The 24,482-nt window shown below is 64.9% G+C and carries 26 protein-coding genes, 1 tRNA gene and 1 riboswitch; of the genes, 11 read left to right on the top strand and 16 right to left on the bottom strand.

Annotated features, from left to right (window positions below; genetic code table 11):
* Positions 1–206: 206 nt before the first annotated feature.
* The 5 genes from HDC35_RS16970 to HDC35_RS16950 form a co-directional block, all read right to left on the bottom strand.
* Positions 207–572: a DUF736 family protein gene (locus tag HDC35_RS16970; protein WP_311770790.1), complete on the bottom strand. Its 366-nt coding sequence runs from the start codon at positions 570–572 to the stop codon at positions 207–209.
* 370 nt (positions 573–942) lie between these two features.
* The gene (locus HDC35_RS16965; RefSeq protein WP_260397806.1) at positions 943–3,060 is read right to left on the bottom strand and encodes a ParB N-terminal domain-containing protein; all 2,118 of its coding nucleotides are present in this window, start codon (positions 3,058–3,060) and stop codon (positions 943–945) included.
* 491 nt (positions 3,061–3,551) lie between these two features.
* The gene (locus HDC35_RS16960; protein WP_221438300.1) at positions 3,552–4,937 is read right to left on the bottom strand and encodes a phage integrase central domain-containing protein; all 1,386 of its coding nucleotides are present in this window, start codon (positions 4,935–4,937) and stop codon (positions 3,552–3,554) included.
* Between the two features lie 71 nt (positions 4,938–5,008).
* Positions 5,009–5,083: transfer RNA gene (locus HDC35_RS16955), tRNA-Gln, on the bottom strand.
* A 58-nt stretch (positions 5,084–5,141) separates the two neighbouring features.
* Positions 5,142–6,227 (bottom strand): branched-chain amino acid aminotransferase, encoded by a 1,086-nt coding sequence (locus HDC35_RS16950; protein WP_184648570.1) that lies wholly within the window; start codon positions 6,225–6,227, stop codon positions 5,142–5,144.
* A gap of 78 nt (positions 6,228–6,305) precedes the next feature.
* Here HDC35_RS16950 and HDC35_RS16945 point away from each other — a divergent pair, with 78 nt between their 5' ends.
* Positions 6,306–6,818, top strand: a complete 513-nt coding sequence (locus tag HDC35_RS16945) for a MarR family winged helix-turn-helix transcriptional regulator (RefSeq protein WP_184648569.1) — start codon at positions 6,306–6,308, stop codon at positions 6,816–6,818.
* A gap of 1 nt (position 6,819) precedes the next feature.
* Here the strand turns inward: HDC35_RS16945 and HDC35_RS16940 are convergent, their stop codons facing one another.
* Positions 6,820–7,650 (bottom strand): pyrroline-5-carboxylate reductase, encoded by an 831-nt coding sequence (locus HDC35_RS16940; protein WP_184648568.1) that lies wholly within the window; start codon positions 7,648–7,650, stop codon positions 6,820–6,822.
* 21 nt (positions 7,651–7,671) lie between these two features.
* The gene (locus HDC35_RS16935; protein WP_184648580.1) at positions 7,672–9,327 is read right to left on the bottom strand and encodes an alkaline phosphatase family protein; all 1,656 of its coding nucleotides are present in this window, start codon (positions 9,325–9,327) and stop codon (positions 7,672–7,674) included.
* A gap of 116 nt (positions 9,328–9,443) precedes the next feature.
* Between HDC35_RS16935 and HDC35_RS16930 the strand changes: the two genes are divergently transcribed.
* The 5 genes from HDC35_RS16930 (at position 9,444) to HDC35_RS16910 (ending at position 13,838) form a co-directional block, all read left to right on the top strand.
* Entirely contained in the window at positions 9,444–11,510 is a 2,067-nt protein-coding gene (locus HDC35_RS16930; RefSeq protein WP_260397804.1) for a protein-disulfide reductase DsbD, read from the top strand.
* The gene (locus HDC35_RS16925; RefSeq protein WP_184648567.1) at positions 11,510–12,250 is read left to right on the top strand and encodes a TlyA family RNA methyltransferase; all 741 of its coding nucleotides are present in this window, start codon (positions 11,510–11,512) and stop codon (positions 12,248–12,250) included. The genes HDC35_RS16930 and HDC35_RS16925 overlap by 1 nt, the downstream gene beginning before the upstream one ends.
* 60 nt (positions 12,251–12,310) lie before the next feature.
* The gene (locus tag HDC35_RS16920) at positions 12,311–12,862 is read left to right on the top strand and encodes a TspO/MBR family protein (protein ID WP_184648566.1); all 552 of its coding nucleotides are present in this window, start codon (positions 12,311–12,313) and stop codon (positions 12,860–12,862) included.
* A 36-nt stretch (positions 12,863–12,898) separates the two neighbouring features.
* Entirely contained in the window at positions 12,899–13,234 is a 336-nt protein-coding gene (locus tag HDC35_RS16915; protein ID WP_184648565.1) for an accessory factor UbiK family protein, read from the top strand.
* Between the two features lie 97 nt (positions 13,235–13,331).
* Entirely contained in the window at positions 13,332–13,838 is a 507-nt protein-coding gene (locus HDC35_RS16910; protein WP_184648564.1) for a YbjN domain-containing protein, read from the top strand.
* A 10-nt stretch (positions 13,839–13,848) separates the two neighbouring features.
* Here HDC35_RS16910 and HDC35_RS16905 read toward each other — a convergent pair whose 3' ends face one another.
* From HDC35_RS16905 to HDC35_RS16900, 3 genes are all read right to left on the bottom strand, one after another.
* The gene (locus tag HDC35_RS16905; protein WP_184648563.1) at positions 13,849–14,808 is read right to left on the bottom strand and encodes a right-handed parallel beta-helix repeat-containing protein; all 960 of its coding nucleotides are present in this window, start codon (positions 14,806–14,808) and stop codon (positions 13,849–13,851) included.
* A 94-nt stretch (positions 14,809–14,902) separates the two neighbouring features.
* Complete coding sequence (locus tag HDC35_RS19745) at positions 14,903–15,025, bottom strand: hypothetical protein (RefSeq protein WP_260397803.1); 123 nt, start codon at positions 15,023–15,025, stop codon at positions 14,903–14,905.
* 23 nt (positions 15,026–15,048) lie between these two features.
* A complete protein-coding gene (locus HDC35_RS16900; RefSeq protein ID WP_311770791.1) occupies positions 15,049–15,318 on the bottom strand; it encodes a glycosyltransferase in 270 nt (89 codons plus the stop codon).
* Here HDC35_RS16900 and HDC35_RS19895 point away from each other — a divergent pair.
* Positions 15,211–15,438: a hypothetical protein gene (locus HDC35_RS19895; protein ID WP_311770792.1), complete on the top strand. Its 228-nt coding sequence runs from the start codon at positions 15,211–15,213 to the stop codon at positions 15,436–15,438. The two genes, HDC35_RS16900 and HDC35_RS19895, sit on opposite strands and share 108 nt — an antisense overlap.
* Here HDC35_RS19895 and metH read toward each other — a convergent pair.
* From metH to HDC35_RS16875, 5 genes are read right to left on the bottom strand one after another with little or no spacing between them, the layout of a single operon-like run.
* Positions 15,435–18,053 carry a methionine synthase gene (metH, locus tag HDC35_RS16895; protein WP_184648561.1) on the bottom strand — a complete coding sequence of 873 codons (2,619 nt, stop codon included), beginning with the start codon at positions 18,051–18,053 and terminating at the stop codon, positions 15,435–15,437. The genes HDC35_RS19895 and metH overlap by 4 nt on opposite strands.
* A gap of 22 nt (positions 18,054–18,075) precedes the next feature.
* Positions 18,076–18,600 carry a GNAT family N-acetyltransferase gene (locus HDC35_RS16890; RefSeq protein ID WP_184648560.1) on the bottom strand — a complete coding sequence of 175 codons (525 nt, stop codon included), beginning with the start codon at positions 18,598–18,600 and terminating at the stop codon, positions 18,076–18,078.
* A 3-nt stretch (positions 18,601–18,603) separates the two neighbouring features.
* Complete coding sequence (locus tag HDC35_RS16885) at positions 18,604–19,656, bottom strand: homocysteine S-methyltransferase family protein (protein ID WP_184648559.1); 1,053 nt, start codon at positions 19,654–19,656, stop codon at positions 18,604–18,606.
* Positions 19,653–20,594, bottom strand: coding sequence for a methylenetetrahydrofolate reductase (gene metF, locus HDC35_RS16880; RefSeq protein WP_184648558.1), 942 nt, complete (start codon positions 20,592–20,594; stop codon positions 19,653–19,655). Before metF ends, HDC35_RS16885 begins: the two co-directional genes overlap by 4 nt.
* A complete protein-coding gene (locus HDC35_RS16875) occupies positions 20,591–21,577 on the bottom strand; it encodes a metalloregulator ArsR/SmtB family transcription factor (protein WP_184648557.1) in 987 nt (328 codons plus the stop codon). Before HDC35_RS16875 ends, metF begins: the two co-directional genes overlap by 4 nt.
* A gap of 232 nt (positions 21,578–21,809) precedes the next feature.
* Here HDC35_RS16875 and HDC35_RS16870 point away from each other — a divergent pair, with 232 nt between their 5' ends.
* From HDC35_RS16870 to HDC35_RS16855, 4 genes are all read left to right on the top strand, one after another.
* Positions 21,810–22,142 carry a hypothetical protein gene (locus tag HDC35_RS16870; protein ID WP_184648556.1) on the top strand — a complete coding sequence of 111 codons (333 nt, stop codon included), beginning with the start codon at positions 21,810–21,812 and terminating at the stop codon, positions 22,140–22,142.
* 182 nt (positions 22,143–22,324) lie between these two features.
* Positions 22,325–22,621: an entericidin EcnAB gene (locus tag HDC35_RS16865; protein ID WP_184648555.1), complete on the top strand. Its 297-nt coding sequence runs from the start codon at positions 22,325–22,327 to the stop codon at positions 22,619–22,621.
* Between the two features lie 72 nt (positions 22,622–22,693).
* Positions 22,694–22,894: a hypothetical protein gene (locus tag HDC35_RS16860; protein ID WP_260397802.1), complete on the top strand. Its 201-nt coding sequence runs from the start codon at positions 22,694–22,696 to the stop codon at positions 22,892–22,894.
* A 32-nt stretch (positions 22,895–22,926) separates the two neighbouring features.
* Positions 22,927–23,017, top strand: a riboswitch (ZMP/ZTP riboswitch).
* A 21-nt stretch (positions 23,018–23,038) separates the two neighbouring features.
* The gene (locus HDC35_RS16855) at positions 23,039–23,716 is read left to right on the top strand and encodes a DJ-1/PfpI family protein (protein WP_184648554.1); all 678 of its coding nucleotides are present in this window, start codon (positions 23,039–23,041) and stop codon (positions 23,714–23,716) included.
* On the opposite strand, the gene HDC35_RS16850 is transcribed toward HDC35_RS16855, so the two are convergent.
* Complete coding sequence (locus tag HDC35_RS16850) at positions 23,713–24,474, bottom strand: glutaminyl-peptide cyclotransferase (protein WP_184648553.1); 762 nt, start codon at positions 24,472–24,474, stop codon at positions 23,713–23,715. The two genes, HDC35_RS16855 and HDC35_RS16850, sit on opposite strands and share 4 nt — an antisense overlap.
* Positions 24,475–24,482 lie beyond the last annotated feature (8 nt).

Below are 24,482 nucleotides of genomic sequence, written 5' to 3'. Positions count from 1 at the left end.
TCGTCCGTCAGCCAATACAAATCACTCATCATTCAGGCTCCTCACCGAGACCCTGAATCACAGCCGTCACACCAAATCAATGGGTCCTGACCCTAAGCGCGGTGCGAGGTAAGATGCCGTTGACGTGATAGACTGTCGTAAGTTCCGCGCGATCGGTCAGCGGCGGGTGCCAAGCGCCGCAAGGCGGCGCGGGGCGGAAGTCCGCCTCAATCGGCCGGGTTCCAGATGATCGCATAAGCGTCTTCGCTGTCCTGGCCGGCGGCGCGGCCGAGATTGGCGTAGATGCGGCGCGGTCCGAACTCCGGTGCTGCCAGCGTCAGCGACACGAAGGGCTTGCCCGAGGCTTCGCCAATGCGGACCCAGCCGGCACCGATTTCGACGCCTTCGGAATAGACCCGGTAATCGGGCTGGACGTCGCCGTTCTTCGGGGGGGTTGGGCCGGATTTCGATCGCCGCGGATCGAGAGGGTCTTGAGCTGGCCCACGAAGCCTTTTTCCATGGTGGCGTTCACAAAGCCGATAGCTGCCATTGGTCGTCTCCTTGAATGTGCCGCGGGACCATCCCTGCGACATGGGCGGACCAGGGCCCGGCGCATGAGGTGCTCCGCGAACCCGAGGGGCCGCAGCAAAGCGGAGGAGTGCGGCGGCGCGAATATTTGCAGCGCAGCGTCTGCGAGGAGCGTGCGCAGCACGCGGGGAAATAATCGCACCGCCGCACTTTCGCGGGGCGCCGCGCCGGTCCAGGTCATCTCGCCCGTCGCCGGGGATGGTCCTGCAGGACAGCTGGAGCGCACCCCGCACTATCGTCCGGAACGATCAATCATCGCAATTTAAGTGGGGCAAACGATCAACGAGTGCTCCGCGTCGTCCGAAGCATCACCGCCCGCGAACATCGGCGACCCTTCGCACCCGTCCCCGTTTTCCGTGGAGCAAGAAAATCGCGTCAATGGGTTTCGATTTGGCGTTTCCATACAATCCAATTGCCGACGACGACACTAACGGGCGCGGCACCCGCCGATCCGATGTGCCGGATAGCGACCCAAGGCACGTGACGGACGGTGGGACGATGGATGCAGCATCCTTCGGTTGGGGCGGCGTGAAGGCAACTTCGCGCCGCCTTTTTTTTGGGAAAAGCGTCCTCCGCGCCGCCGCCGCTTGCGGCGGCGGCGCGCCCGAAACGAACGACGCCGCGCCGCCCTCCAGGGCGGCGCGACATTTTCGGGCCGTATAAAAATGGGCGGGCGACCGAAGCCGCCCGCCCTGACGTCACGCTGCCAGCGGCGTCTCGTCGCCATCGGACGCGTCGCCCTGCGGGGTAGCATCGGCATCGGCGCTCGCGGAAAGCTCGAACGCCACCCGCGCCGCCGCCTTCACGCTGCCGACCCCGCCACGCGACGTGTAGGCGGTGGGCGGAAAGTTCATCCACCCGCGGCATCCACGGCTCGGCCTTGGCGCGACCATTGGCGCCCGCAAGGCTATCGGCGATGATCGATTTCAGAGCCTTCGCCTTCTCACCGGCGTTCGCCGCCGCGACCTCGGCGCCCGCAACCTCGCCGGTGATGGCGAGCAGCACGTCGCGGTCGCGCAGCTGGTCGAAGAACGCCGCGTCGGCTTGCCAGCGCTGGCGCATGTCGGTGCCGAGATGGAGGCCGATCATTTCGACCGCCTCGCTGCCCGCCGCCAAGGTCTCGCCCATGACGATCGCCACGATCTCCAAAACCACCGGATCGGGCAATTCGAGCAGCCGCTGGAACAGCGGAGCAAAAGGGGGACGTTGCAGCGGCCTTCCCGTGACGGTCGGGCTGTCCTCGTCAAACCAAAGCACTGCCAGCACCGCGCGGCGCTTCTCGTCGAAGGCCGTCTCGGCGGGGCAAGTCTCGACGCTCTCGGCGATGTCTTCCTTCGGCGCGCGCTGGCTTTCGACATCGACGCGCCACAAGTCCGCGCCAGCAATGACATGCGCAAGCATCGCGCGCAGCGCAACGCCGCCGTGGCTCGCCAGATCGGCGCGCACCGCGGCATGGCGGTGAAGGTCGATATAGGCGTTGAGCGGACCCGACACCTCCGGACGGCTCGGCTTGTCGGTGACCGCAACGCCGTCGCTGCCACCGCCCCCGCTCGAAAGCCGCTTCGCTTCCTTGGTGGTCATATAGCCTTCGTGGAAGCTGACCTCGCCGCTCTCGCGGACCTCGACATAAATACGGCCGCCCTTGCGCTTGCTCGCATGGACAAAATCCCACGAACGGAACCAGTCACCGCGTTCCATGATAACGAAATCGGACCATCCCGCTTCGAGGTAGGCATCCTTGCGCGCATCGATGGCCGCCATCTGCGCCGACCAGAAAGCATCGCTGTCGGCAAAATAGCTTTCCTCGCCGAACAGGTCGGACACGATGGCGAGCTTCGCCCCGTCAATATCGAACAGCGCGTGTTTCACCGCGATGGCGGTGCCACCGAACAGCCATGCTTTGAGCTGGTGGCCGGTCGGGCAATAGCTGTCCTCACTGTCGAACAAGGCAAGCCATGCCTTCTGCTGACTTTTGGAAGCCAAGGTCAGGTGGCGTACGGTGGCGGGATCGATCTCGCCGCGCCGATAGAGGGTGCGGATGCGGGGCAAGAGATTGCCGAGCGCAAGGATGCGCTTCACCGCCGACGGCTCGAACCCGAACGTATCGGCCACCTCGTCCACACTGCGCCCCGATTTGACCAGCGCGACAAACGCTTCCCACTGGCTGACCTCGTCAGGCCGGACCCGCGCAAGATTTTCGAGCATTGACGCTTCGAGAGCATCGGCATCGTCGCCCTCGTCGAGGATCGCACAGGGGATCGGCTTCACCGCCCCGCCCTCGCGCGCCACGACGTTCACCGCGGTAAAGCGCCGACGCCCCGCGACGATCTCGAAATGCCCTTCGGCACAATTAGGACGAACGAGCAGGGGCACCAGCACCCCCCGCGCGCGAACGCTGGGGAGCAGGTCTGACACATCGGGATCTTTGCCCTTCCCGCGCATATTGGTCGCTGCAATCGACAGATGGTCCACATCGATAAAATCGAGCTTCATGACTTCTTCCTTTCCTTCAATCACACCCGGCCCCGGACGGCGGGGCGGGCGGCGAGGAAAGGCGACGGGACCGCGCCCAAGGACGGCGCGCACCCGAGAGGGCCGCAACGCAGTGGAGGAGCCGGGGCGAAGACCCGGCTTGCGCACCGGCCGAGCGGTCCCACAGCCGTGCGCCGACTGCCACGCTGTCCGGGCCGGCCCACCAGCAACGCCGCCGCGCAATCAGCGCGGCGTCATCATCGGACAACAACCGCGCCATTGTCGCAGCCGCAGGCGCCGCGGCGTGCGCGGACCGGTGGCGGGTCGGGTGCGGCAACGCCGCGCCCGGAGCAGCGCCCCGCGCTGCTTGCCCGCCGCAAGGGCCGCGCGCCCGCGGCGTCAAGGAGCGAGACAAGAGCGCTGCGCGGCCAACCGTACAGATGCGCGACCTCTGGCGGCGCTTGCCGCCGCCAGTGTGCGCTCATTTGAGGCCGCGCTCGATTTGCGGTGGCTCAGGCGGCCAACGCGCGCATGCCCCTCGCCTCGGCCTCATCGATATAGTCTGCCCACCACTGCATCATCGGCCGGCGATGAGCGAGATAGCGCGCCGAATTATAGGCGGCGCGCACGCCGCGCGGCTGATGGGCAAGCTGGTTCTCGATCCAGTCGGGCTCGAACAATCCACTCTCGTTGAGCACGGTACTTGCAAGACCACGAAACCCGTGCACGGTCGCCTTCCCGCGCAGGCCCAGACGATACATGATATCGAGCATCCTGTTGTCGCTGATGACCCGCGACTTCGAATGCGCGACCGGAAACAGGTAGCGGCCCAGCCTGTAGTTCCCCACCTTGCGGTACACGTTGAGCTCGCGGATTTCTTCGAGCAGAACGAGAGCCTGTCGCGGCAGCGGAACAAGATGCTCCGAGCGCATCTTCATCCGGTCCGCCGATATCCGCCAGAGCGGTTCGGGACCGTCGAGGTTCTCGAACTCATCCCATTCGGCAAATCGGGTTTCTTGGGTACGTACCATGGTGAGAATCGTCCAGCGCAGCGCGAGATGGCTCATTCGCTCGGCGCCGTCGGCGTTCAACTTCGCAAAGAAAGCCGGCAGATCCTTTGCAGCGACTTTCGGGCGGTGCTTTACCGGCCGGGCTTTCGTCATCGCAGGGGTAAGGTCGCGACAGGGATCGCTCTCGCATCGCCCGTCCGGAATCGCGTATCGGAAGATTCCACTGCAATGGTTCTTCACCCGGTGCGCCATTTCAATTGCGCCGCGCGCCTCGATCTTGCGAACCGCCTCGAGCATCAGGCGCGGCGTGATCGTGCTGATGTCCAGTTTTCCGATAACCGGAAAGATATCGGCCTCAAGACGTCCCGACACGAGCGCGGCATAGCGGGGCGTCCATGCCAACGTGCGCGTTTCGAGCCATTCGCGCGCGACATGTTCGAACGTGCTATCAGTCTCGACCGGTATGTCGGTTGCCCTGGCTTTCGCCTTCTTGCGTTCCTGCGACGGGTCCATCCCCAGCGCGAGCTGATGTTTCATCATGTCGCGCCAGGAGCGCGCGGCCAAAAGCGTGGTCTGAGGAAAGGGTCCGCCGGATAGCAGCTTCTGCTTTCCTTCGAACCGATAGGCGAAGCGCCATGTTTTCACACCGTTGGGCTGAACCAGAATGAAGAGGCCGCCGCCATCGGACTTCTTGTACGGCTTGCTCGCGGGCTTGAGCGCCTTGATTGCGATGTTGGTAAGCATGTTGGTACCCTTTCCCCACGCGAACGGTTTCGGATCCCGAGCGCTGAAATTTGTTGGTAGGAGCAAAATCGCTACCAACAATTTGGGTAAAAATGGGGTGAGCTGCAAGGGCAGCGCCTGAGCCGCAACGCGATGGCGTCTCAAGATAACTCATTGTTTTCCTTGATTTGATCGAGGCGAACCGAGCGCCTCTGGGACGTTCTGGAAACACCGGCTGGCTGGGGCGGCAGGATTCGAACCTGCGCATGGCGGTACCAAAAACCGCTGCCTTACCGCTTGGCTACGCCCCAACGGCCGGTGCGAGGCGCGCTCTATAGCGCGTTGCGACCTAATGCAAGGCGGGTCGGATCAGAGCCGCGTTACCCAGCCGTGCGGATCGGCGGCGCGGCCACGTTGGATGTCGACGAGCTTGCCTTTGAGCATTTCGGTAACCTGGCCGGGGCCGCCCGCGCCGATGGTGAAGCTGCTTTCGCCGCGCGTCACCTTGCCCACCGGGGTGACCACCGCAGCCGTGCCGCAGGCGAAACTTTCAGTGAGCTTGCCGCTTTCCGCATCGGCCTGCCATTGGTCGATCGCATAGGGCTCCTCACGCACCGTCAGTCCCGCATCCTTCGCCAGCGTGATGATCGCGTCGCGCGTGATGCCGGGCAGGATCGTGCCAGTCAGCGGCGGGGTGACGATGCTGCCATCGCCGAACACGAAGAACATGTTCATACCGCCCAGTTCCTCGATCCAGCGATGCTCGGCGGCGTCGAGGAAAACGACCTGATCGTGCCCCTTCGCGATTGCCTCGCGCTGCGCGACGAGGCTGGAGGCATAATTGCCGCCGCATTTGGCGGCGCCGGTTCCGCCCGGCGCGGCGCGGGTATAGTCATCTGACACCCACAGCGAAATCGCAGGCGCGCCCGACTTGAAATAATTGCCAACCGGCGAGGTGATGACGAGGAATTGATATTCGGACGCCGGCTTGACGCCCAGGAACACCTCACTCGCGAACATGAAGGGGCGCAGATACAGAGCCCCGCCGTCGACAGGCGGAAACCATTTTGCATCGGCCGCGACGGCTTCTTTTACCGCCGCGATGAACATGTCCTCGGGCAGTTCGGCCATCGCCATGCGGCGCGCGCTGGCGTTGAAGCGCGCGGCGTTGGCCTCGACGCGGAACAATGCCATCGAGCCGTCGTCGAGGCGATAAGCCTTCAGCCCCTCGAAGATTTCCTGCGCATAATGAAGCACCGCGGTCGCGGGATCGAGCGTCAGCGGCCCGCGCGGCATGACCTGCGCATCGTGCCAGCCCTGCCCCTCGGTATAGCGGATCGACACCATATGGTCGGTAAAGACCCGCCCGAAAACCGGATCCGCAATCGCCGCCGCCCGTACGTCGTCCGCCACCGGATTGGGGTGCGGAAGATGGGTGAAGGCGGGAGCGGACATGCGAAAACACCTTTGCTTTGCAGGTTTCGGGAGCGCGCCTCTTGCCAAAGAGCGGCACGGCGCGCAACGGTAGCGACTATGCCGGATGAAAATTTTCTTTCACAAGTACCCGCAGCCTCTGCCCTTTTCTTGCGCGAAGAAGAGGTCCGGCGCGGGATCGAATTTCTGTTTTTCGCCCACGCGTCGCTTTGGCGCGCGATCGATGCCCGGCTCGCGGAAAGGGGGCTGGGACGCGCCCATTATCGCGCGCTCTATTTCATCGCGCGGCAACCGGGGCTGACGATTTCGGATCTGCTGGCGCTGCTCGGCATCACCAAGCAGTCGCTCGGCCGCGTCGTGAAAGAGTTGGAGGCGCGCGAATATTTGACGACGCGGCCCGGCAATCGCGACCGGCGCGCGAAGGAACTGCGGCTGACCGACGCCGGCCGCGTGGCCGAGCGCGAGATATTCGCGGCGCTGCGCGATACAATGAGCCGCGCCTATACGCACGCAGGGCAGCAGGCGGTGACCGGCTTCTGGCAGGTCAGCGAAGCGCTCGTCCCGCCGCGCGAACGCCGCAGGATCGCGGAACTCGGGAAAGCTCCGGCCTAGATCAGCCCTCGCCCCGCGCGATGTCTGCCAGTTCGCGCCCGCGATCGCGCGCCGCGCGCAGCACATTGGTAAGCAGCGCGGCAAGCTGGCCGTCGCTGTCGAGCACATCGAGCCCCGCCTGCGTCGTGCCGCCCTTGCTCGCAACCTGCGCGATCAGCACGCCGGGCTTTTCCCCGCTGTCGGCGAGCAGCGCGGTCGCCCCGCCGAACGTCGCGGTCGCCAGCGCGAGCGAATCCTCGGCCGACAGACCCAGTCGCTCGCCCGCCGCCGCATAGGATTCGATCAGGCGAAAAACGAACGCCGGACCGCTGCCGGTGAAGGCGGTGACCAGATCCATCGTCGAATCATCGGCAAGCCGCACCATCTTGCCCAAAGTACCAAGCAGCGCGTCGATCGCGGCATCGTCGGCGTCGCCGAACGTCGCGACTGCCGACACGCCGGCGCCGACGCGCGCGGCGAGATTGGGCAAGATGCGGACCTGCGCGCCCGCATCGGGAAAGCGCGCCGCGAGATCGACCAGCGACACACCGGCGAGGATCGAAAGCAGATGGACCTGCCCCGTGGCCAGCGGGGCCAATATCTCGGCGATGTCGCCAAGCTGCTGGGGCTTCATACCGAGCATGATCCAGTCGGCGGAGCCGCCCGCGGCCTGCCATTCACCGAGCGTCGCGTGTTGGACGATTCCCGCCCGCGGCGCCGCAAACGGATCGACGACCGCGACCTGCGCCGGGTCGAGCCCAGCGGCCAGCCAGCGATCGAGCATTGCCCCTGCCATGTTGCCGCAACCGACCAGCAGGAAACGGTCCGGGAAATTCTGTAATGCCTTGGTCATAGGTCCTTCTTTTCTTGTCCTTTACCGGCAGCTGCTCTCGGCACCCGGTAACAGGTCGAGACAGCGGCCATCGATCTTGCTGGCATCGACCGGCAAACCGATCAGCGATGCGAGCGTCGGCATGATGTCGACGGTCATCACGGCGTTGGGCTGTTCGAAACCGGCCAGCCCCTTGCGCCAGAAAAGGATCGGCACGCGGCGGTCATAGTCCCACACCGAGCCGTGCGTTGCGACATAGCCGACTCCCGCTTCGGGAATCGGGGTGACCCGCGGCTTGAGCGCGATGATGAAATCGCCCGAACGCTGCGGATTGTAAGAGGCCCGCAGCTTGTCCATCAGGGTCCACATATCGGGTGCGCGCTTGGAAATCGGATGCGCATCGAGTTCCTCGCGCGTCGCCACCGCCTCGACCTGCGGGTGTACGCGCAGGCGCGGGAGCAGCTCGGCGAGCACGGCCTGGCGCTGCGCTGAGGTCAGCGTTTTCGCCAGATAGTAATCGCCGCCGTGTCCATAGATTACAAGCTGCGGCAGGCCGAGCTTTTCGGCGACCGCCTTGCCCATCGCTTCGGGATCGAGTGCCTTGTCGACGCGCTGAGCATCGGGCCATGCATTCTGGCGATTGCGTTCGGGCAGGTCGTGGCCGCCGTGGTCAGCGGTCAGCGCGACCGCATAGTCGATTCCCGTCGCATCGAGCCGCGCGAAGAAATCGCCAAGCTCACGGTCGAGACCCGCCATCTGGAGGCACATTTCGCTGCCTTCGGTGCCGGTGCTGTGGCCGACATAGTCGGTCGCCGACAGGCCAACGATCAGAAGGTCGGTGCTGCTGCCTTCGCCCATCCTGCGCGCCTGGCGCAGCGCCGCCGCGGTCGCCAGCACGGCACCGTCAGCTTCGGGCGATGCCATGAAACGGCGGAAGTCTCCGGCATCGCGTGCCATCCTGCCGGTGCCGACCGTCGCGCCCTTGTCGCCGACCGGGATCGCAATATCGCGTGCCGCGCAATCGGTCGGCAGAGTCAGCCCGGGGCGCGGCTGGTTGATTGCCGCCGCGACTGCAGCACTCGCCTGCTGCGCGGTCGGCGACAGCGTCGTGCCGCGATAGCTGGTGAGGCCGGTGGGAACGAGCCACAACAGCTCGTCGGCCTGCCGCCCGCCCATCATGATCGCCGCACGATCCTTGCCCGACACCGAGACCACTTGCGTCTTGGGGTCGCGTGCCTTCATCAGGTCGCCGAGCGTCGGGACGAGCAGATGCGTTACCGAGGGTGCATAGGCGCCGCTTTTCGACGTCGTGCCCGCGACACTCTCATCCTCGGCGCAATAGACGCGCTTGTCGGCGCGCGCGATCGACAGGTCGAAATAATTATTGGCTACGATGCCCGTATGCGCCGGATGATTGCCCGTCAGGATCGTCGAATGGCCGGGACATGTCTCGGTCGCACCGTGCGCCTGATAACCCGACGGAAAGACAACGCCCGACGCCAGCCGCGCGAGGCCGCCGGTGAAATGGCTGCGATATTCGGCGAACAGGTCGGCCGAAAACTGGTCCACCGCGATCATCACGACAAGCTTGGGAGCGGGTGTCGCGGCCGTAACCTTCTGCACCGGCGGAGCCGAATTCTGCGCAAGGCCGGTTCCGGCGGCGGCAAGGCAAAGCGCGGTGGCGAGAGTGGCGGACAGATATTTCAGCTTCACGGACGGCTTCTCCAACTCAAGGGTGTCAGCGCGGGCTGTCCTCTCGTCGAAAGCCGCCTATATGGCAAGCCTTCGAGAGACGAACGGGCGCGAGCTTAGCCATGAATTTTGAGAGTGAGGCTTTTGTGACACGGGTAATGCGCGCGGTGCTGATCTTGCTCGCGCTTGCCGCGTTCAACCCCGCGCACGCGCAGTCGACGCATATCCAGCCCAAGCTGATCGCCGAGTCGGCGACCCCAGCACCCGGGGGCAGCACGACGCTCGCACTCACCATGACGCCCGAAAAGACGTGGCACGGCTATTGGGCGAATGGCGGCGACGCGGGCTTCGGCCTGTCGGTCGAATGGAACGCGCCCGAAGGCGTCACGATTGCGCCCTTTCGCTATCCGGTACCCGACGCGCTGATTCTCTTCGGCATGATGAATCACGTCTATGAGCATCCCTACGCGATGCTCGCCGATGTGACAGTCGATAAGTCGGTCGCGCCTGGAACCGACCTGACCGTGTCGGGGGTTGCGAACTGGCTGGCCTGCACCGACAAGGTGTGCGTCCCCGAAAAGGCGGTGATCTCGGTCGCGCTGAAGGCGGGCGACGGCAAGGTCGCGTCTGCCGACCGTACCCGCTTCGACGGCTGGCGCGCGCTGCTGCCGCAGCCGCTCGACCGTCACGGCACATGGGAGCGGCGCGGCGATATGGTGCGCTTTGCCATCCCCCTTCCCGCGAGCACGGCGATCGACGCGCCACACCTGTTCGTCGAGACGCAGGATCTCGTCGATTATGCCGCACCGCAAAGCTTCAGCCGCAACGGCGACCACATCATTGTCGAAACGCGCATGAAGGGCGAGAAGGCGGGACCGGTCGCTGCGCTGCTGAAGCTTGGCGGCGGGCGCGGACTGTCGCTGACCCTCGAACCCGGCGCGGTGCCCGCCGGAGGCGAAGCGATCGCAGGGAAGGCCGCCGGTATCGACATCGGCCTGTTCTGGACCGCACTCGGCGGCGCGATCCTCGGCGGCCTGATCCTCAACCTCATGCCCTGCGTCTTCCCGATATTGAGCCTCAAGGCGCTCAGCCTCGCGCGGTCGGGCGGCGATGCGCGGACCGCCAAGGTCGAGGCACTTGCCTATACTGCGGGCGCCATCGTCACCGCGCTGTTGCTCGGCGGGGTGTTGCTCGCACTGCGTGCAGTGGGCGAGCAGGTGGGTTGGGCGTTCCAGTTGCAACATCCGGTGAGCGTGCTGATCTTGCTGATTCTTGCATTGGTGATCACCCTCAATCTGCTCGGCACCTATGAACTGCCGAGCTTCGGCAAAGGGCACGCGCTGACCGAAAAGAACGGCGCGGCGGGCGGCTTCTGGACCGGAGCGCTGGCGGCTTTTGTCGCAACGCCGTGCAGCGGGCCGCTGCTCGGCGTGGCGTTGGGCGCGACGCTGGTGCTGCCAGCCTGGGCGGCTTTACCGATTTTCGGTGGCCTCGGGCTGGGCCTCGCCCTGCCCTTCCTTGCCGTCGGCTTCATCCGGGCGTTGCGCAATCGCCTTCCCAAGCCGGGGCCGTGGATGGCGACATTCCGCAAATGGATGGCGCTGCCGATGGGGCTGACGGCGCTGGCGCTCGGGTGGCTATTGTGGCGCCAAACGGGTGGAGAGGGTTGGCCCTATCTCGTCGGCGCCATCACGATGGTCTTGTTCATCATCGTTCAGATCGGCGCTCAGCAGCGCGGCGAAGGCGACAGGCGGCTTTTCATTGTCGCCTTCGGATTGTTGCTCGCGCTAAATATGGTACAGTTTATCCGGACATTCGACGATTATGAGTCCACTGCCGCTATCGCTTCGGCGAATGGCGACGCCTTCTCCCCCGGCGCGCTCGCCAAGGCGCGCGCTACCGGCAAGCCCGTCTTCGTTTACTTCACCGCCGACTGGTGCCTGTCGTGCAAGGCGAACGAAGCCGGCGCGATCAATCGCAAGGCCGTGCAGGAAGCGTTCAAGGCGGAGGGCGTCGTGACGCTGGTCGGCGACTGGACCAACGGCGATCCCGTCATCACGCGCACGCTCGCCGAGCATGGCCGCAACAGCGTGCCGCTCTATCTCTGGTACGCGCCGGGCGCCGCGAAGCCCGACATCCTGCCGCAGATTCTGACGCCGGGCCTGCTTACCAGCAAGGCCGGCGGTTGATGGCCAAGCAGCGCGCCGATCAGTTGCTCGTCGACCGGGGCCTCGCCGAAAGCCGGACGCGCGCGCAGGCGCTGATCCTTGCCGGGCTCGCCTTTGTCGGCGACCGCAAGATCGACAAGGCGGGGCAGCAGATCGCCGACGATGCCAAGATTATCGTCAAGGGCCGCGATCACCCATGGGTGTCGCGCGGCGGGATCAAGCTCGACCATGCGCTGACGCATCTCGGCTGGGATGTGACGGATGCGGTCGCGATCGACGTCGGATCGTCGACGGGGGGCTTCACCGACGTGCTGCTGAGCCGCGGCGCCGCGCGCGTCTATGCGGTGGATTCGGGAACCAACCAGCTTGCATGGAAACTGCGCCAGGACGAGCGCGTCATCGTCCATGAGCAAACGAGTGCGCGTATCCTGACCCCCGGCCACATCCCCGAGGCCGTCGACCTGATCGTATGCGACGCCAGCTTCATTGCGCTCTCCAAGGTACTGCCGGTGCCGATGGGCTTCGCGAAAGCGGGCGCGCGGATCGTCGCGCTGATCAAGCCGCAATTCGAGGCCGATCGTCATGAGGTGGGCAAGAAGGGCGTGGTGCGCGACGCCGCCGTGCACGCGCGCGTCTGCGCCGAAGTGCGCGATTGGCTGACCGCCGAAGGATGGGACGTGATCGATCTGGTCGCAAGCCCGATCACCGGGCCCGAGGGAAATGTCGAATTTCTGATCGCCGGACGCAAGCGAGCGGCTTGACGCTGCGCCGCACAATCGCGACACCATGCAACGGATTCGCGTGTGGGGGATAATGCGGACATGACCGAAATCGCAACGCCAGGCCAGCTTCGGATGTCCTATCTACGTTGGGCGCTCGTTACCGTGCCCGCGATCGTGCTGGTCGGCAGCCTGATGGGCCTCTTGTCGAACAGTGGCTACGGAAATCGCTGGTTCGCCGCGCTCGACCTGCCGCCTATCACGCCGCCGGGCTGGGTGTTCGGCACCGTCTGGCCGATCCTCTACGTCATGCTGGGCCTGTCGCTCGCGATGATCCTGCACGCGCGCGGCGCGAAGGGTCGTGGCTTTGCGCTCCTGCTCTTTTTCGTCCAGTTGATCGCCAATTTCGCCTGGTCACCGCTCTTCTTCGGCCAGCATCAGGTGACGACCGCGCTCTATCTCATCATTTTCATCCTGATGGTGACGATCGCAACTGCCTTTGCCTTTGCGCCGATCCGAAAGGCGGCGGCGTGGCTGCTCGTCCCCTATATGGCGTGGCTGAGCTTTGCCGCGATCCTCAATTTCCAGATCGATCAGCGCAATCCCGACGCCGAAACCCTTGTCCCCGCCGCCGCCAGCACCCAAATAAGGTAAAGGCAAGGGGGCAGCCCCGACGAAGGAATATCAAAAATGCAGAGCGAAAACCGCTTTTTCGACGACCTCGCCAAGATGGTGAACGGCATTGCCGGAACCGTCGCGGGCGCCGGCCGCGAAGCCGAAGCCGCGATGCGCGACCGTGCGAAGGAATTTGTGGGACGCATGGATTTCGTCAGCCGCGAAGAATTCGAGGCGGTGAAGCAGATGGCCGCCACCGCGCGCGCCGAAGCCGAAGCGCTGAAAGCGCGCCTCGACAAGCTCGAAGGTGCGGCGAACCCCGCAGCGACACCGAAAGCTGCAACAAGGCCCGCCGCCAAACCGGCCGCGCAAGCCGCACCCAAAGCTGCGCCGCGCAAGCCCAAGGCCTGAAACGCCGCGCGCCCTGGCCGCCTTGTGCACAGATTATTCCCCGGGCGGCACGGGCCGCGGACTCGCGTCTGCCGGCCATCCGGGCTAAGGCGCGGCCATGAGTGACGATATTTACGACGACGAAGACGGCCAAGAGGCCGCGCCGATGGAAATGCTGGCGTCCTATTTCGCCGCACACGACTGGCCGCACGAAATGGTCGGCGAGGACGAGATCGTCGCCACCGCGCAAGGCAGCTGGACGACTTATGAATTGCGCGCGGTGTGGCGCGCCGAGGACGGGGTGATCCAGCTCCTCGCCTTTCCCGACATCCGCGTCGTCGAGGACAAGCGCGCGGTTGCGCACGAAGCGCTCGCGCTCATCAACGAACAATTATGGCTCGGCCATTTCGAACTCTGGTCGAACAGCGGGACGATCCTGTTCCGTCACGGCATGCTGGTCGGCGCCGACGCGTCGCTATCGCTCGACCTCACCGAGACGTTCGTCGAAAGCGCGATCGACGAGTGCGAACGCTTTTACCCGGTATTCCAGTTCGTGCTGTGGGGCGGCAAATCCCCAACGGAGGCGCTCGCCGCATCGCTCATCGAAACGCGCGGCGAGGCGTAAACGAACCTCGTTACCGCTTCTCGAACTTGGCCAGCCCCGCGCCCAGTTCGTTCGTCCCGATCGCCAGCGCCTCGCCGCTCCAGTCGGCGACGAACACCGACCGGCGGTCGATGCCCGCGGGCAGGCTCGCCCGATTGCCCTCGATGACGAGGCCACGCGACGGGTTTTTGCGCTCTTCAGCCGCGACGGCGATAAAAGCCGAATAATTTTCCTTGTCTCGCCCCTGCACCAGCAGATTGTTCGCAATGCGCCCGACCGAGCCCGAGGACAGGTCGATCATGTAGTTGGTCGCCTTTCCTTGCGTGTCGTCGAAGCTGTTGTCGTCGATATCGACCCGAATTGCACGCGTTTTGAGATAATGGCCGCCGTTGCCCTTCTCGAAGCGGGTGCGGGTCACGACGAGGCGACCGTAAATCCCGGTATAGACGCTGTGCGCGCAGCTGAGGCCGCGGTCGCAGCGCCCGAGACGCGAAAAGGTCGAACGATCGATGGTCAGCGTCGCTTCGGGGTCGTCGGCGGTCAATATGCCTTCCTCGCTGTTGCGGAACAGGCTGTTGACGACCGCGAGATCGCTCTTTTCGAGGCGGATACCGGCACCGTTACCGTCGGGCACGCGCATATTCTGGAACACCAGCCCGTCGACTCTAGCGCCAGCCCCGCGGAGCACCAGCGCCGCCTTGCCTTCGCACGTCACACCTTCGAAGATCGCCCGGCCGGGCTCCGCCGCGACGAATGCGATGCGTCCAACCGTCTGTACCGCGCAATCGCGGTGGTAGCCGGGGGCGATGCGGATTGTTCCCTCGCCTTCGCCGATCGCATCGACCGCGTCCTGAAGCCGCCCGAAGCTCCGCCCCGATTCGACGACGACATAGGGCGCGCCGCCCGATTGCGCCGGCACCGGAACCGGCGCGAGCAACAGCGGAAGGACGAGCAGCGGCAGCATCGGCCGACGGAAAATAGTCTGTACCATGCGCCGCCATATAGCGGCATTTGTGGCCCCAGTCGTTTGCGAAGGCGGTTAACCGGCGCACCGTCCCGTTATCGGACAGCACGCCACCGAAAAGTTAGGGCCGTTCCGGCGCCGCAAGCGCCAGCGCGAGACCGAGCGCGGCGGCGCGTCCAATATGTCCGCGCACCAGATATTGCCGTGCGATGGTGGAAAAGGGCAGCGGCGAATGCGCTTCCATGGCCGCCCTGTATCGCCCGACACCTATTCGCAATTGGGCCCACGACGTTTTGCGCCCGCGCACCAAGCGCTTCGCGATCTTGACGAACTCGCGCGACTGAAAACACCGCGGGCGACATCCAGCATCGTATTGCGGGCGGCGCTCGGTCCGCTATTTTGCGCATGGCGCAGCAGCCGGATGTCGGCATGGCTGGCAGCGATGAACGCCTCGCAAATTTCGGCCGATCCATCGGTCGACCGGTCGTCGAGCAGAATTATTTCGACGTCGGGCCGACCGTCGAGTTGCGCACATATCGAATGAAGGCATTCGCCGACAAAAGGAGCGACATCGTAAACGGGCACGAGGATGCTCAGCCAGGGCGCCGGCCCCGTTTCGGCGATTGTTTCTGCATGGGCGCTCATGCAAAGGGCTAGTCGAGGTTCGGGCGCAACCAGCGCGTCGCGGTTTCGAGATCGACCCCGCGCCGCGCCGCATAATCTTCGAGCTGGTCGCTACCGATCCGCGCCACCCCGAAATACTGGCTTTCGGGATGGCCGAAATAGAAACCGCTGACCGCCGCAGTGGGCAACATCGCAAAGTTTTCGGTGAGCACCAGCCCGGCATTCTCATCGGCCCGTAAAAGGTCGAACAGGATCGGCTTCAGACTGTGGTCGGGGCAAGCCGGATAGCCCGGCGCCGGGCGGATGCCGCGATATTCCTCCTTGATCAGCGCCTCGTTGGTCAGCTGTTCGCCCGGCGCATAGCCCCAGAGCGTCGTGCGGACATGCTGGTGCAGCCGTTCGGCGAAAGCCTCGGCGAAACGGTCGGCGAGCGCCTTCAGCAATATGTCCGAATAATCGTCCTTGTCGGCTCGGAAGCGCTCCGAATGCGGTTCGATGCCGTGGATGCCGACCGCGAAGCCGCCAATCCAGTCACCCGCGGGGTCGATGAAATCGGCGAGGCACATATTGGCGCGATCACGGCTCTTCTTGATTTGCTGGCGCAGGAAGGAGAGTGTGACATGGCGTTCCTCGTCGGCGAGATGGATGACGACATCGTCGCCGTGCCGCGCGCAGGGCCAGAAGGCGCAGACGCCGCGCGCGGTCAGCCATTTTTCCGCGATGATCCGGTCGAGCATCGCTTCGGCGTCGGCCTTGAGCGCCACCGCCGTCTCGCCGACTACCTCGTCGTCGAGGATCGAGGGATAAGTGCCGTGAAGCTCCCACGCCCGGAAGAAGGGCGTCCAGTCGATGCACTCGCGCAGGTCTTCGAGCGACCAGTCGTCGAAACGGTGGAGTCCGGGCTGCAATGGCGGCGCGGGCTTGTCGCTCAAATAGGCATCGTAATAATTGGCGCGCGCTTCTTCGAGCGTGTGGAGCACGCTCTGCCCCTTCCCGGCGCGAACGTCGCGGACGTGGGCATAATCATCCTTATACCCCTGAACATAGGCGTCGCGCCCGGTGTCGCTGACAAGCGCGGTCGCGACCCCCACCGCGCGGCTGGCGTCGAGGACGTGGAGCACCGGCCCCGTATAGACCGGGTCGATGCGGAGCGCGGTATGCACTTTCGATGTCGTCGCGCCGCCGATCAGCAGCGGCATCGTCATCCCGGCGCGCTGCATTTCCTCGGCCACCGTCACCATCTCGTCGAGCGAGGGGGTGATGAGGCCCGACAGGCCGATCATGTCGGCGTCATTTTCATTCGCCGCTTCGAGGATCTTCGACCAGGGCACCATGACGCCCAGATCGACGATTTCGAAGCCGTTGCATTGGAGCACGACGCCGACGATATTCTTGCCGATGTCGTGAACGTCGCCCTTCACGGTCGCCATCACGACCTTGCCCTTGCCCTTCGCGCCCGGCTCCTTCGCGGCTTCGATGAAGGGCAGCAGGTGCGCGACCGCCTTTTTCATCACGCGCGCCGATTTGACGACTTGCGGCAGGAACATTTTTCCCGACCCGAACAGATCGCCGACGACATTCATCCCGTCCATCAACGGGCCTTCGATCACCTCGATCGGGCGCGGCATCAACAGGCGCATTTCCTCGGTATCGTCGACGACATGCGCGTCGATGCCCTTGACCAACGCGTGTTCAAGCCGCCTTTCAACCGGCCAGCCGCGCCATTCCTCGGCCGCCTTTTCCTGCGCCGGATTGCTGCCCTTATAGCGCTCGGCGAGGGCGATCAGCCGTTCGGTGGGCGATTCCGCCTCCCCCTCCATCTTGCGGTTGAGGATGACATCCTCGCACGCATTGCGCAGTTCGGGGTCGATGGTGTCGTAAACGTCGAGCTGGCCGGCATTGACGATCGCCATGTCGAGCCCGGCGGGGATCGCATGATAAAGGAAGACGCTGTGCATCGCGCGGCGCACCGTCTCGTTGCCGCGGAACCCGAACGACAGGTTCGACAGTCCGCCCGAAAAATGCACGTGCGGGCAGCGGACGCGGATTTCCTTCACCGCCTCGATAAAATCGACCGCATAATTGTCATGCTCTTCGAGGCCGGTGGCGACCGCGAAGATATTGGGGTCGAAGATGATGTCCTCGGGCGGGAAGCCGATGGTCATGAGCAGCTTGTAGGCGCGCTCGCAAATCTCGATCTTGCGCTCCTTCGTGTCGGCCTGCCCGACCTCGTCGAACGCCATCACGACGACCGCGGCGCCATAGGCCATGCATTTGCGGGCGTGGACGAGGAAGGGCTCCTCCCCCTCCTTCATGCTGATCGAATTGACGATCGGCTTACCGGGCACGCATTTCAGCCCCGCCTCGATCACATCCCATTTCGAGCTGTCGATCATGACCGGCACCCGCGCGATATCGGGTTCGGCGGCGATCAGCTTCAAAAAGGTCGTCATCGCATATTCGGCGTCGAGCAGCCCTTCGTCCATATTGACGTCGATGACCTGCGCGCCATTTTCGACCTGCTGGCGCGCGACCTCGACCGCCGCCGCATAATCGTCAGCGAGGATCAGTTTCTTGAAGGCCGCCGACCCGGTGACGTTGGTGCGCTCCCCGATGTTGACGAAATTGGCAGAGGCGGCGGTGGTCATCGAAAAATCCTGAACATGAATATCAAGCGGCGAGCGGGCGGGCGAGGACGAGGTCGTCATAAAATTTGCCGCCGACGTTGAAGCGGCGGGTCGCCAGATCGACAAACCCCTGTTTGCGGTAGAAGGCGATGGCACGGTCGTTGCGCACATAAACGCCGAGTAGCAGGCGGTTATAACCGCTTGCGCCGTCGAGCGCCTGCCTCATCAGCGCCGCGCCGAGCCCGCTGCCGTGAAAGCGCGACAGCGAATAGATGCGTTTCAATTCGATGTCGCCATCGCGGGCGGCATCGAGATCGGGCTTGGCGAGAAGCGCATATCCCACCGGGGCGCCCCCCGGCTGCGCCTCTGCAATCCAAGCGCGGCCGCCGTCGGCCAGACAGGCGCGATAAGCCGCGTCCCGATGCTGCGTGGCGCAATGAGCCACGATCGCATCGCCGTCGAGAATAGCCGCGAAAGTTTCGAGGAAGGTCGCGGCGCCGATCAGCGCGAGCGCCGGCGCGTCGTCCGCTCCGGCCTCCCGGACGGTCCATTCGGCGATGTCCGCCATGGATCAGGCCGCCATGGTGAAGGGTTCGAGCCCGGCGAGCCGGGTCCGCACCGGAACGTCGGGAAGCTGCCGCGCGGGCAATCCCGCCACCGCCTTTGCCATCGCGGCAATATGCGCGGGAGTCGAACCGCAACAGCCGCCCAGAATATTGACCTGTCCATGTTCGGCCCATTCGCGGACCAGCGCGGCGGTCGTTTCCGGCAATTCATCATATTCGCCCAGTTCGTTGGGCAGGCCGGCATTGGGATAAACCATCACCAGCGTATCGGCGAGATCGGACAGGACGCGGACATGCGGGCGCAACTGCGCCGCGCCGAAGGAACAGTTGAGTCCGATCGTCAGCGGGCGCGCATGACGGACCGCATACCAGAACGCCTCCACCGTATGGCCCGACAGGTTGCGGCCCGACAGGTCGGTGAGCGTCATCGAAATCATCAGCGGGAGTTCGCGCCCGACCTTCGCCTCCGCCTCCAATGTCGCGGCGATCCCCGCCTTGGCGTTGAGCGTGTCGAAAATCGTTTCGATCAGGATGAAATCGGCGCCGCCCTGGGCCAGCGCGACAACCTGTTCGAGATAGACATCCTTCAACTCGTCGAAATCAATCTCGCGAAAACCGGGATTGTTAACGTCGGGCGACAGCGAAAGCGTCTTGTTCGTCGGTCCGACCGCGCCCGCCACGAACCGGCGGCGACCGTCCTGCGCCTCGAACTTGTCGGCGGCCTGCCGCCCAAGCCGCGCACTATGATGGTTGATGTCGGCGACGAGCGCCTCCGCACCATAATCGGCCTGGCTGATCCGGTTGGCGCTGAATGTATTGGTCGAAACAATGTCCGACCCCGCCGCCAGATAGGCTTCGCCGATCGCGGTCACGACATCCTGCCGCGTCAGCGCCAATATGTCATTATTGCCCTTTTGATCGTGGCCGAGACCGAGATCGCCGGCATAATCCGCCTCCCCCAGCTTGCGGAGCTGAATCTGGGTGCCCCAGCCGCCGTCGGTCAGGAGGGTGCGGTCCTTTGCCGCCAAAAGCAGTTCTTCGCGGGCGTTGGTGGTCATGCGGCTTTCTCCGTCGCTGGGGCCGCCGCCGGGCGGAGGCCCAGCAAATGGCAAATGGCGTAGCTGAGTTCGGCCCGGTTGAGCGTGTAGAAATGGAAATCGCGCACCCCGCCCGCATAAAGACGGCGGCACATTTCGGCCGCGATCGTCGCCGCAACCAGTTGACGCGCGCCGGGATGGTCATCGAGCCCGTCGAAGAGCGACGCCATCCACCCCGGAATCTGCGTTCCGCACATGTCGGCCATGCGCCGCGTCTGCGACACGTTCGACACGGGCAAGATGCCGGGAATGATCGGCGCGTCGATGCCCGCCGCCGCCGCCGCATCGCGAAAGCGCAAAAAGGAGTCGGGCGAAAAGAAGAATTGGGTGATCGCGCGGGTCGCGCCCGCATCCATCTTTCGCTTCAGATTATCGAGATCGGCCTGCGGACAATCGGCGTCGGGGTGGACTTCCGGATAGGCGGCGACCGAAATGTCGAACGGCGCGATCGCTTTCAGTCCCGCGACGAGTTCGATCGCATTGGCATAGCCGTCCGGGTGCGGACGATAGGGCGCGCCGCCCGGAACATCGCCGCGCAGCGCGACGATATGCCGCACCCCCGCCTCCCAATAAGCGCGCGCAACCTCGTCAATTTCCTCACGCGACGCCTCAACGCAGGTCAGGTGCGCGGCGGGGGCCACATGGCTTTCGGCCGCGATGCGCGCGACGGTCGCATGGGTGCGTTCGCGCGTCGATCCGCCGGCGCCATAGGTTACCGAAACGAAGCGCGGACCGAGCGGCTCGAGAGCACGGAAAGTGTCCCACAGCTGAGCCTCCATCTTTTCCGTCTTGGGCGGAAAAAATTCAAAGCTGACGCCAATGTCGCCTTCGAGATCGGCGAAGAGCGGCGACGCCGCGGCGCGGCGCGCCTCCGCCAGCGAATTGAGATTCGAGGTCATGCGGCAAGCCTTTTGCTTTGCCCGTCGCCCGCGACGGGGGATTGATCTTCATCGCTGCGGCGGCGACCGAGCCAGAGCTTCACGGCAAGCTCGCCGCCTTCGAGCGTCTGTGTCGTTTCGAGCAACAGCCCTGCCGATGCGAACCAGCCGCGGATCTGCGCATCAGAGAAGCCGAGACGCGCATGCGCCGCAAGGGTGCGCAACGCTTCGTCCTCATGCGGTGCGAAATCGACGATCAGCAAATGACCGCCGCCGCGAAGTACCCGGCCCGCTTCGGCGATCACCCGGTCCGGCTCGTGCGCGAAATGGAGCGCCTGATGGATCACAATGCTGTCGATGCTGGCGTCGGCCATCGGCAGGTTGAGGAAATCACCCTGCAGCAGATCGATCGGTAGCGGCTGTCCTTCGAGTTTAGTGCGCGCGATACGGAGCATTTCCGGGCTGCGGTCGAGCGCCGTGATCCGCCGGGCGGTCGGCGCGAAAATTTCCGCCATCCGGCCCGTGCCAGTACCAATGTCGAGCAAATGCCCCAGCCGGCGATTGTGCATCATCGCCAGCATCGCGGCCTCGACCTCGCTCTCGGCGATATGGCGCGACCGGATGGCGTCCCATTCGGCAGCATGGTCGGCAAAATATCGCGCGGCAGCGGCGGCGCGCTCTCCCCGGACCGCGGCCAGCCGCCGCGCGTCATACGCAATGACGCGGGCTTCCCGCGCCGAAAAAGGCCATTTTTCGGCCTGCCCGATAATTTCGGCGATAGGCCCGCCGGCCGCGATCCGCAGGAAAACCCAGCTACCTTCGCGCCGGCGCTCGACAATTCCGGCCTCAACCAGAATGCGAACATGGCGCGAAACGCGCGGCTGACTTTGATCGAGCACTACCGCCAATTCGCCGATCGCCAGCTCCATTTCGCGCAAAAGCGCCACGACTCGCAATCGCGTCGGGTCCGCCAAGGCTCGGAAAATGTCGATCAGCTCGCTCACCGGGTAACATATAAAGCTTTCTTTATATCTGGTCAACCAAGCGGTGCGGCACAATTTTCCGCGGCGCGCGAACCGGCCTGGAAGGAATCGGAACAAAACGCCCGCGCTGTTGGAAAAAAGGGCGTTGCACCCCATTTGCCGAGGGGGTAATTCTGCGAGCGATTGGCAAAATCCGGGATCGATCCGTTCCTGCGCCGGTCCATCAGTTCAAACCGAGAGGGGTATTCCCAATATGAAGAAATCGATCACTCTGTCGCTCGTCCTTGCCGCTTCGCTGGGCCTCGCCGCCTGCGGCGAGAAGGCTGCCGACGACGCCGCAGCGACCACCGAAGACACGGCTGCGACCGTCGAGGGCGCTGCCGACGGCGCGATGGAAGCAGCCGCCGGCGCGGCCGACGCCTCGGCCGCTGCGGCCGGCGAAGCCGCTGGCGCCGCTGATGCCGCCGGCGATGCCGCCGCCGCTGGCGACGCTGCCACGGCCGCTGACAAGGCCACCGAAGCAGCCGGCGCTGCCAAGGAAGCTGCCGACGCTGCCAAGGGCGCGCTGGAAGAAGCCAAGAAGTAAGCGCTTTTCCGGTCTTGTGACCGGAGAATCGCGAAAAAAAGGGGAGTCACCGGTTCGCCGGTGCCTCCCCTTTTCCCTTTTGGCACGCCGATTTTGCGGCGCGGTTGCCAAGCCCCTGTTACGTCGTTAATTCTCGGCACCAATGGCCGGTCGCCGGCCATTATATTCGAAAGGACTTACCCATGCGCAAGATCATCCTCGCCTCGATGGCCGCTGCGGCCTTCAGCCTCACCGCCTGCTCGGAAAAGACGCAGGACGCCGCTGCCGACACCGCCTCTTCGGCCGCCGATGACGCCGCCGCCGCGGGCGATAACGCTGCCGATGCCGCCGCTGGTGCAGCCGACGCGACCGCCGACGCTGCCCAGGACGCCGGCAACGCCGTCGAAGGCACGGTGAACGCCGCCGGTGACGCTGCCGCCGAAGCCGGCGACAAGATCGCCGAAGAAACGGCGAAGGCCGAAGCCAACGACAAACAATAAGTCGTCGGCACGCCTTCGGGCTGATAGGGGGGCTCCATCCGGCGAGGATGGAGCCCTTTTTCATGGGAGCACATGATGCAGAAAATGTGGCGAGCGGTCGCGATCCTGGCCCTGTTGGCAGGAGGATGCAGCCGCACCGACAATGAACCCGGCCCGGGCGGCGTGACGGTCAGCGAGGCGAAGGCGCTCGACGATGCCGCCGAAATGCTCGAAAGCCGCGCCGGCGCGCCCGCCGCCGACGACGCGAGCCCAAAAAAGGGCGCCGCCGAATAGCCTTTTCTTGCGGCGCCGATGCGAATAGGTTGCCGGGGTCCCGCAACTGGCGCTGAAGGTGGAGTCCCACCGGGAAGCGGGACCGATCGCCGATCGATGAAGCCGCGCGCCTGGGTGATCCGCCAAGAATGTGAGGGACCATCCATGCGCGACGCACCCGCGACCAACATCGTCTTCCTGCTCTTTCGGGGCATCACCCAGCTCGATTTCACTGCGCCGGCGCAGGCGCTGTGCCGTATGCCCGGCGCAGCCTTGGCGGGCGTCGCCGCGAGCCTCGACCCCATCGCCACCGACAGCGGCTTTTCCATCGTTCCGACGCATGATTTCGCGACCGCGCCGCAGGCGGACATTCTTTGCATCCCTGGCGGCCACGGCGTGACCGAAGCGCTCGGCGATGCCGCGACGATCGATTTCATCGCGCGGCAGGCCGCAGGCGCCGAGTGGGTGACGAGCGTATGCACCGGCGCCTTCCTGCTCGGCCGCGCCGGGCTGCTCGCGGGTCGGCGCGCGACGACGCATTGGGCCTACACCCATCTGCTGCCGCTAGTCGGGGCTGAATTTCAACCCGCCCGGATCGTCGAGGATGGTCCTGTCGTGACCAGCGGCGGGGTAACCTCCGGGCTTGACTTCGCGCTGACGCTGATCGCGCGGATCAAGGGCGACGCGGTCGCCCAGGCGATCCAGCTTGCAATCGAATATGACCCCGCTCCGCCTTTCGCCGGAGGCCACCCCGACTGCGCGCCAGCGGCGGTGACCGACGGGCTGAAAGCGCGCGTCTATGACGCCGCGGCGACACGGATGGAGACGGCGCTAAAGCCCTAAACGCAACCGGAAAGCGCGATCTCGTAGAGCTTGGGCCAGTTCTTGCCCGTCACGAACAGGCGCTTTCCCTTCGCGTCCCACGCGATTCCGTTGAGCACGCTGTCGGGATCGGTCGCGCCTGCATCGGCCTTGAGCGTCGTGAGATCGACGAGCGAGACGACGTTACCGTTGGCCGGATCGATGCGGACAATGAAGTCGGTCATCCAGACGTTCGCCCAGATCTGACCGTCGATCGTCTCCAGCTCGTTGATCCGAGCGACGGGCCGCCCGGCGAGGCGCACCGTCACGCGCCGCCGCTCCGCCATCGTCGCGGGATCGAAGAAGCGGAGCGCAGGCGTGCCGTCGCTGAGCACCAGGTCGTCGCCGACCATCGTCACCCCCCACCCTTCGCCGTCATAGCGGAAGGTGCCCGTGGGTTTCAGATCCTTGATGCGCCAACGATGCCCGACGCCGCCGTGCCAGGTCACGCCGATGATCTGGTCGCCCCAGCGGGTGATGCCTTCGCCGAACTGGTCTGACGGCAGCGGGGTTTCCGCCAGCGCCTGGCCGGTCTGGAGGTCGAGTCGCGCGACGCGTGACCGGCCGTACTGGCCTGTCGCTTCGTAGAGATGCCCATCGTGCCAGAAGAGGCCTTGGGTGAAGGACGAGGTATCATGCGGAAAGGATTGGACGATCTGGTAGCCGCAGCGTTCGACCGACGGCGGCGCGGTGGCCGCTGCCGGATCAGGGAGCAGCGCGAGGGCAAGGACGAAGACCATCGCCGCCC

It is taken from the genome of Sphingopyxis sp. JAI128 (assembly GCF_014207235.1).
In the GTDB taxonomy this organism is placed as follows: domain Bacteria; phylum Pseudomonadota; class Alphaproteobacteria; order Sphingomonadales; family Sphingomonadaceae; genus Sphingopyxis.
The sequence above is the reverse complement of the archived record's forward strand: the minus strand, read 5'-3'. Positions and strand labels throughout refer to the sequence as shown.

Bases quoted from the DNA above. Each gene is read 5' to 3' on its own strand.
- HDC35_RS16865 (WP_184648555.1), top strand. From the start codon at position 22,325: ATGCGCAAGATCATCCTCGCCTCGATGGCCGCTGCGGCCTTCAGCCTC.
- HDC35_RS16890 (WP_184648560.1), bottom strand. From the start codon at position 18,600: ATGGCGGACATCGCCGAATGGACCGTCCGGGAGGCCGGAGCGGACGAC.
- metH (WP_184648561.1), bottom strand. From the start codon at position 18,053: ATGACCACCGCCGCCTCTGCCAATTTCGTCAACATCGGGGAGCGCACC.
- HDC35_RS16860 (WP_260397802.1), top strand. From the start codon at position 22,694: ATGATGCAGAAAATGTGGCGAGCGGTCGCGATCCTGGCCCTGTTGGCA.
- HDC35_RS16970 (WP_311770790.1), bottom strand. From the start codon at position 572: ATGTCGCAGGGATGGTCCCGCGGCACATTCAAGGAGACGACCAATGGC.
- HDC35_RS16915 (WP_184648565.1), top strand. From the start codon at position 12,899: ATGCAGAGCGAAAACCGCTTTTTCGACGACCTCGCCAAGATGGTGAAC.
- HDC35_RS16920 (WP_184648566.1), top strand. From the start codon at position 12,311: ATGACCGAAATCGCAACGCCAGGCCAGCTTCGGATGTCCTATCTACGT.
- HDC35_RS19895 (WP_311770792.1), top strand. From the start codon at position 15,211: ATGGCTGGCAGCGATGAACGCCTCGCAAATTTCGGCCGATCCATCGGT.
- HDC35_RS16855 (WP_184648554.1), top strand. From the start codon at position 23,039: ATGCGCGACGCACCCGCGACCAACATCGTCTTCCTGCTCTTTCGGGGC.
- HDC35_RS16910 (WP_184648564.1), top strand. From the start codon at position 13,332: ATGAGTGACGATATTTACGACGACGAAGACGGCCAAGAGGCCGCGCCG.
- HDC35_RS16885 (WP_184648559.1), bottom strand. From the start codon at position 19,656: ATGACCACCAACGCCCGCGAAGAACTGCTTTTGGCGGCAAAGGACCGC.
- HDC35_RS16940 (WP_184648568.1), bottom strand. From the start codon at position 7,650: ATGACCAAGGCATTACAGAATTTCCCGGACCGTTTCCTGCTGGTCGGT.
- HDC35_RS16850 (WP_184648553.1), bottom strand. From the start codon at position 24,474: ATGGTCTTCGTCCTTGCCCTCGCGCTGCTCCCTGATCCGGCAGCGGCC.
- HDC35_RS16965 (WP_260397806.1), bottom strand. From the start codon at position 3,060: ATGAAGCTCGATTTTATCGATGTGGACCATCTGTCGATTGCAGCGACC.
- HDC35_RS16945 (WP_184648569.1), top strand. From the start codon at position 6,306: ATGCCGGATGAAAATTTTCTTTCACAAGTACCCGCAGCCTCTGCCCTT.
- metF (WP_184648558.1), bottom strand. From the start codon at position 20,594: ATGACCTCGAATCTCAATTCGCTGGCGGAGGCGCGCCGCGCCGCGGCG.
- HDC35_RS16870 (WP_184648556.1), top strand. From the start codon at position 21,810: ATGAAGAAATCGATCACTCTGTCGCTCGTCCTTGCCGCTTCGCTGGGC.
- HDC35_RS16930 (WP_260397804.1), top strand. From the start codon at position 9,444: ATGAATTTTGAGAGTGAGGCTTTTGTGACACGGGTAATGCGCGCGGTG.
- HDC35_RS16905 (WP_184648563.1), bottom strand. From the start codon at position 14,808: ATGGTACAGACTATTTTCCGTCGGCCGATGCTGCCGCTGCTCGTCCTT.
- HDC35_RS16950 (WP_184648570.1), bottom strand. From the start codon at position 6,227: ATGTCCGCTCCCGCCTTCACCCATCTTCCGCACCCCAATCCGGTGGCG.
- HDC35_RS16925 (WP_184648567.1), top strand. From the start codon at position 11,510: ATGGCCAAGCAGCGCGCCGATCAGTTGCTCGTCGACCGGGGCCTCGCC.
- HDC35_RS19745 (WP_260397803.1), bottom strand. From the start codon at position 15,025: ATGGAAGCGCATTCGCCGCTGCCCTTTTCCACCATCGCACGGCAATAT.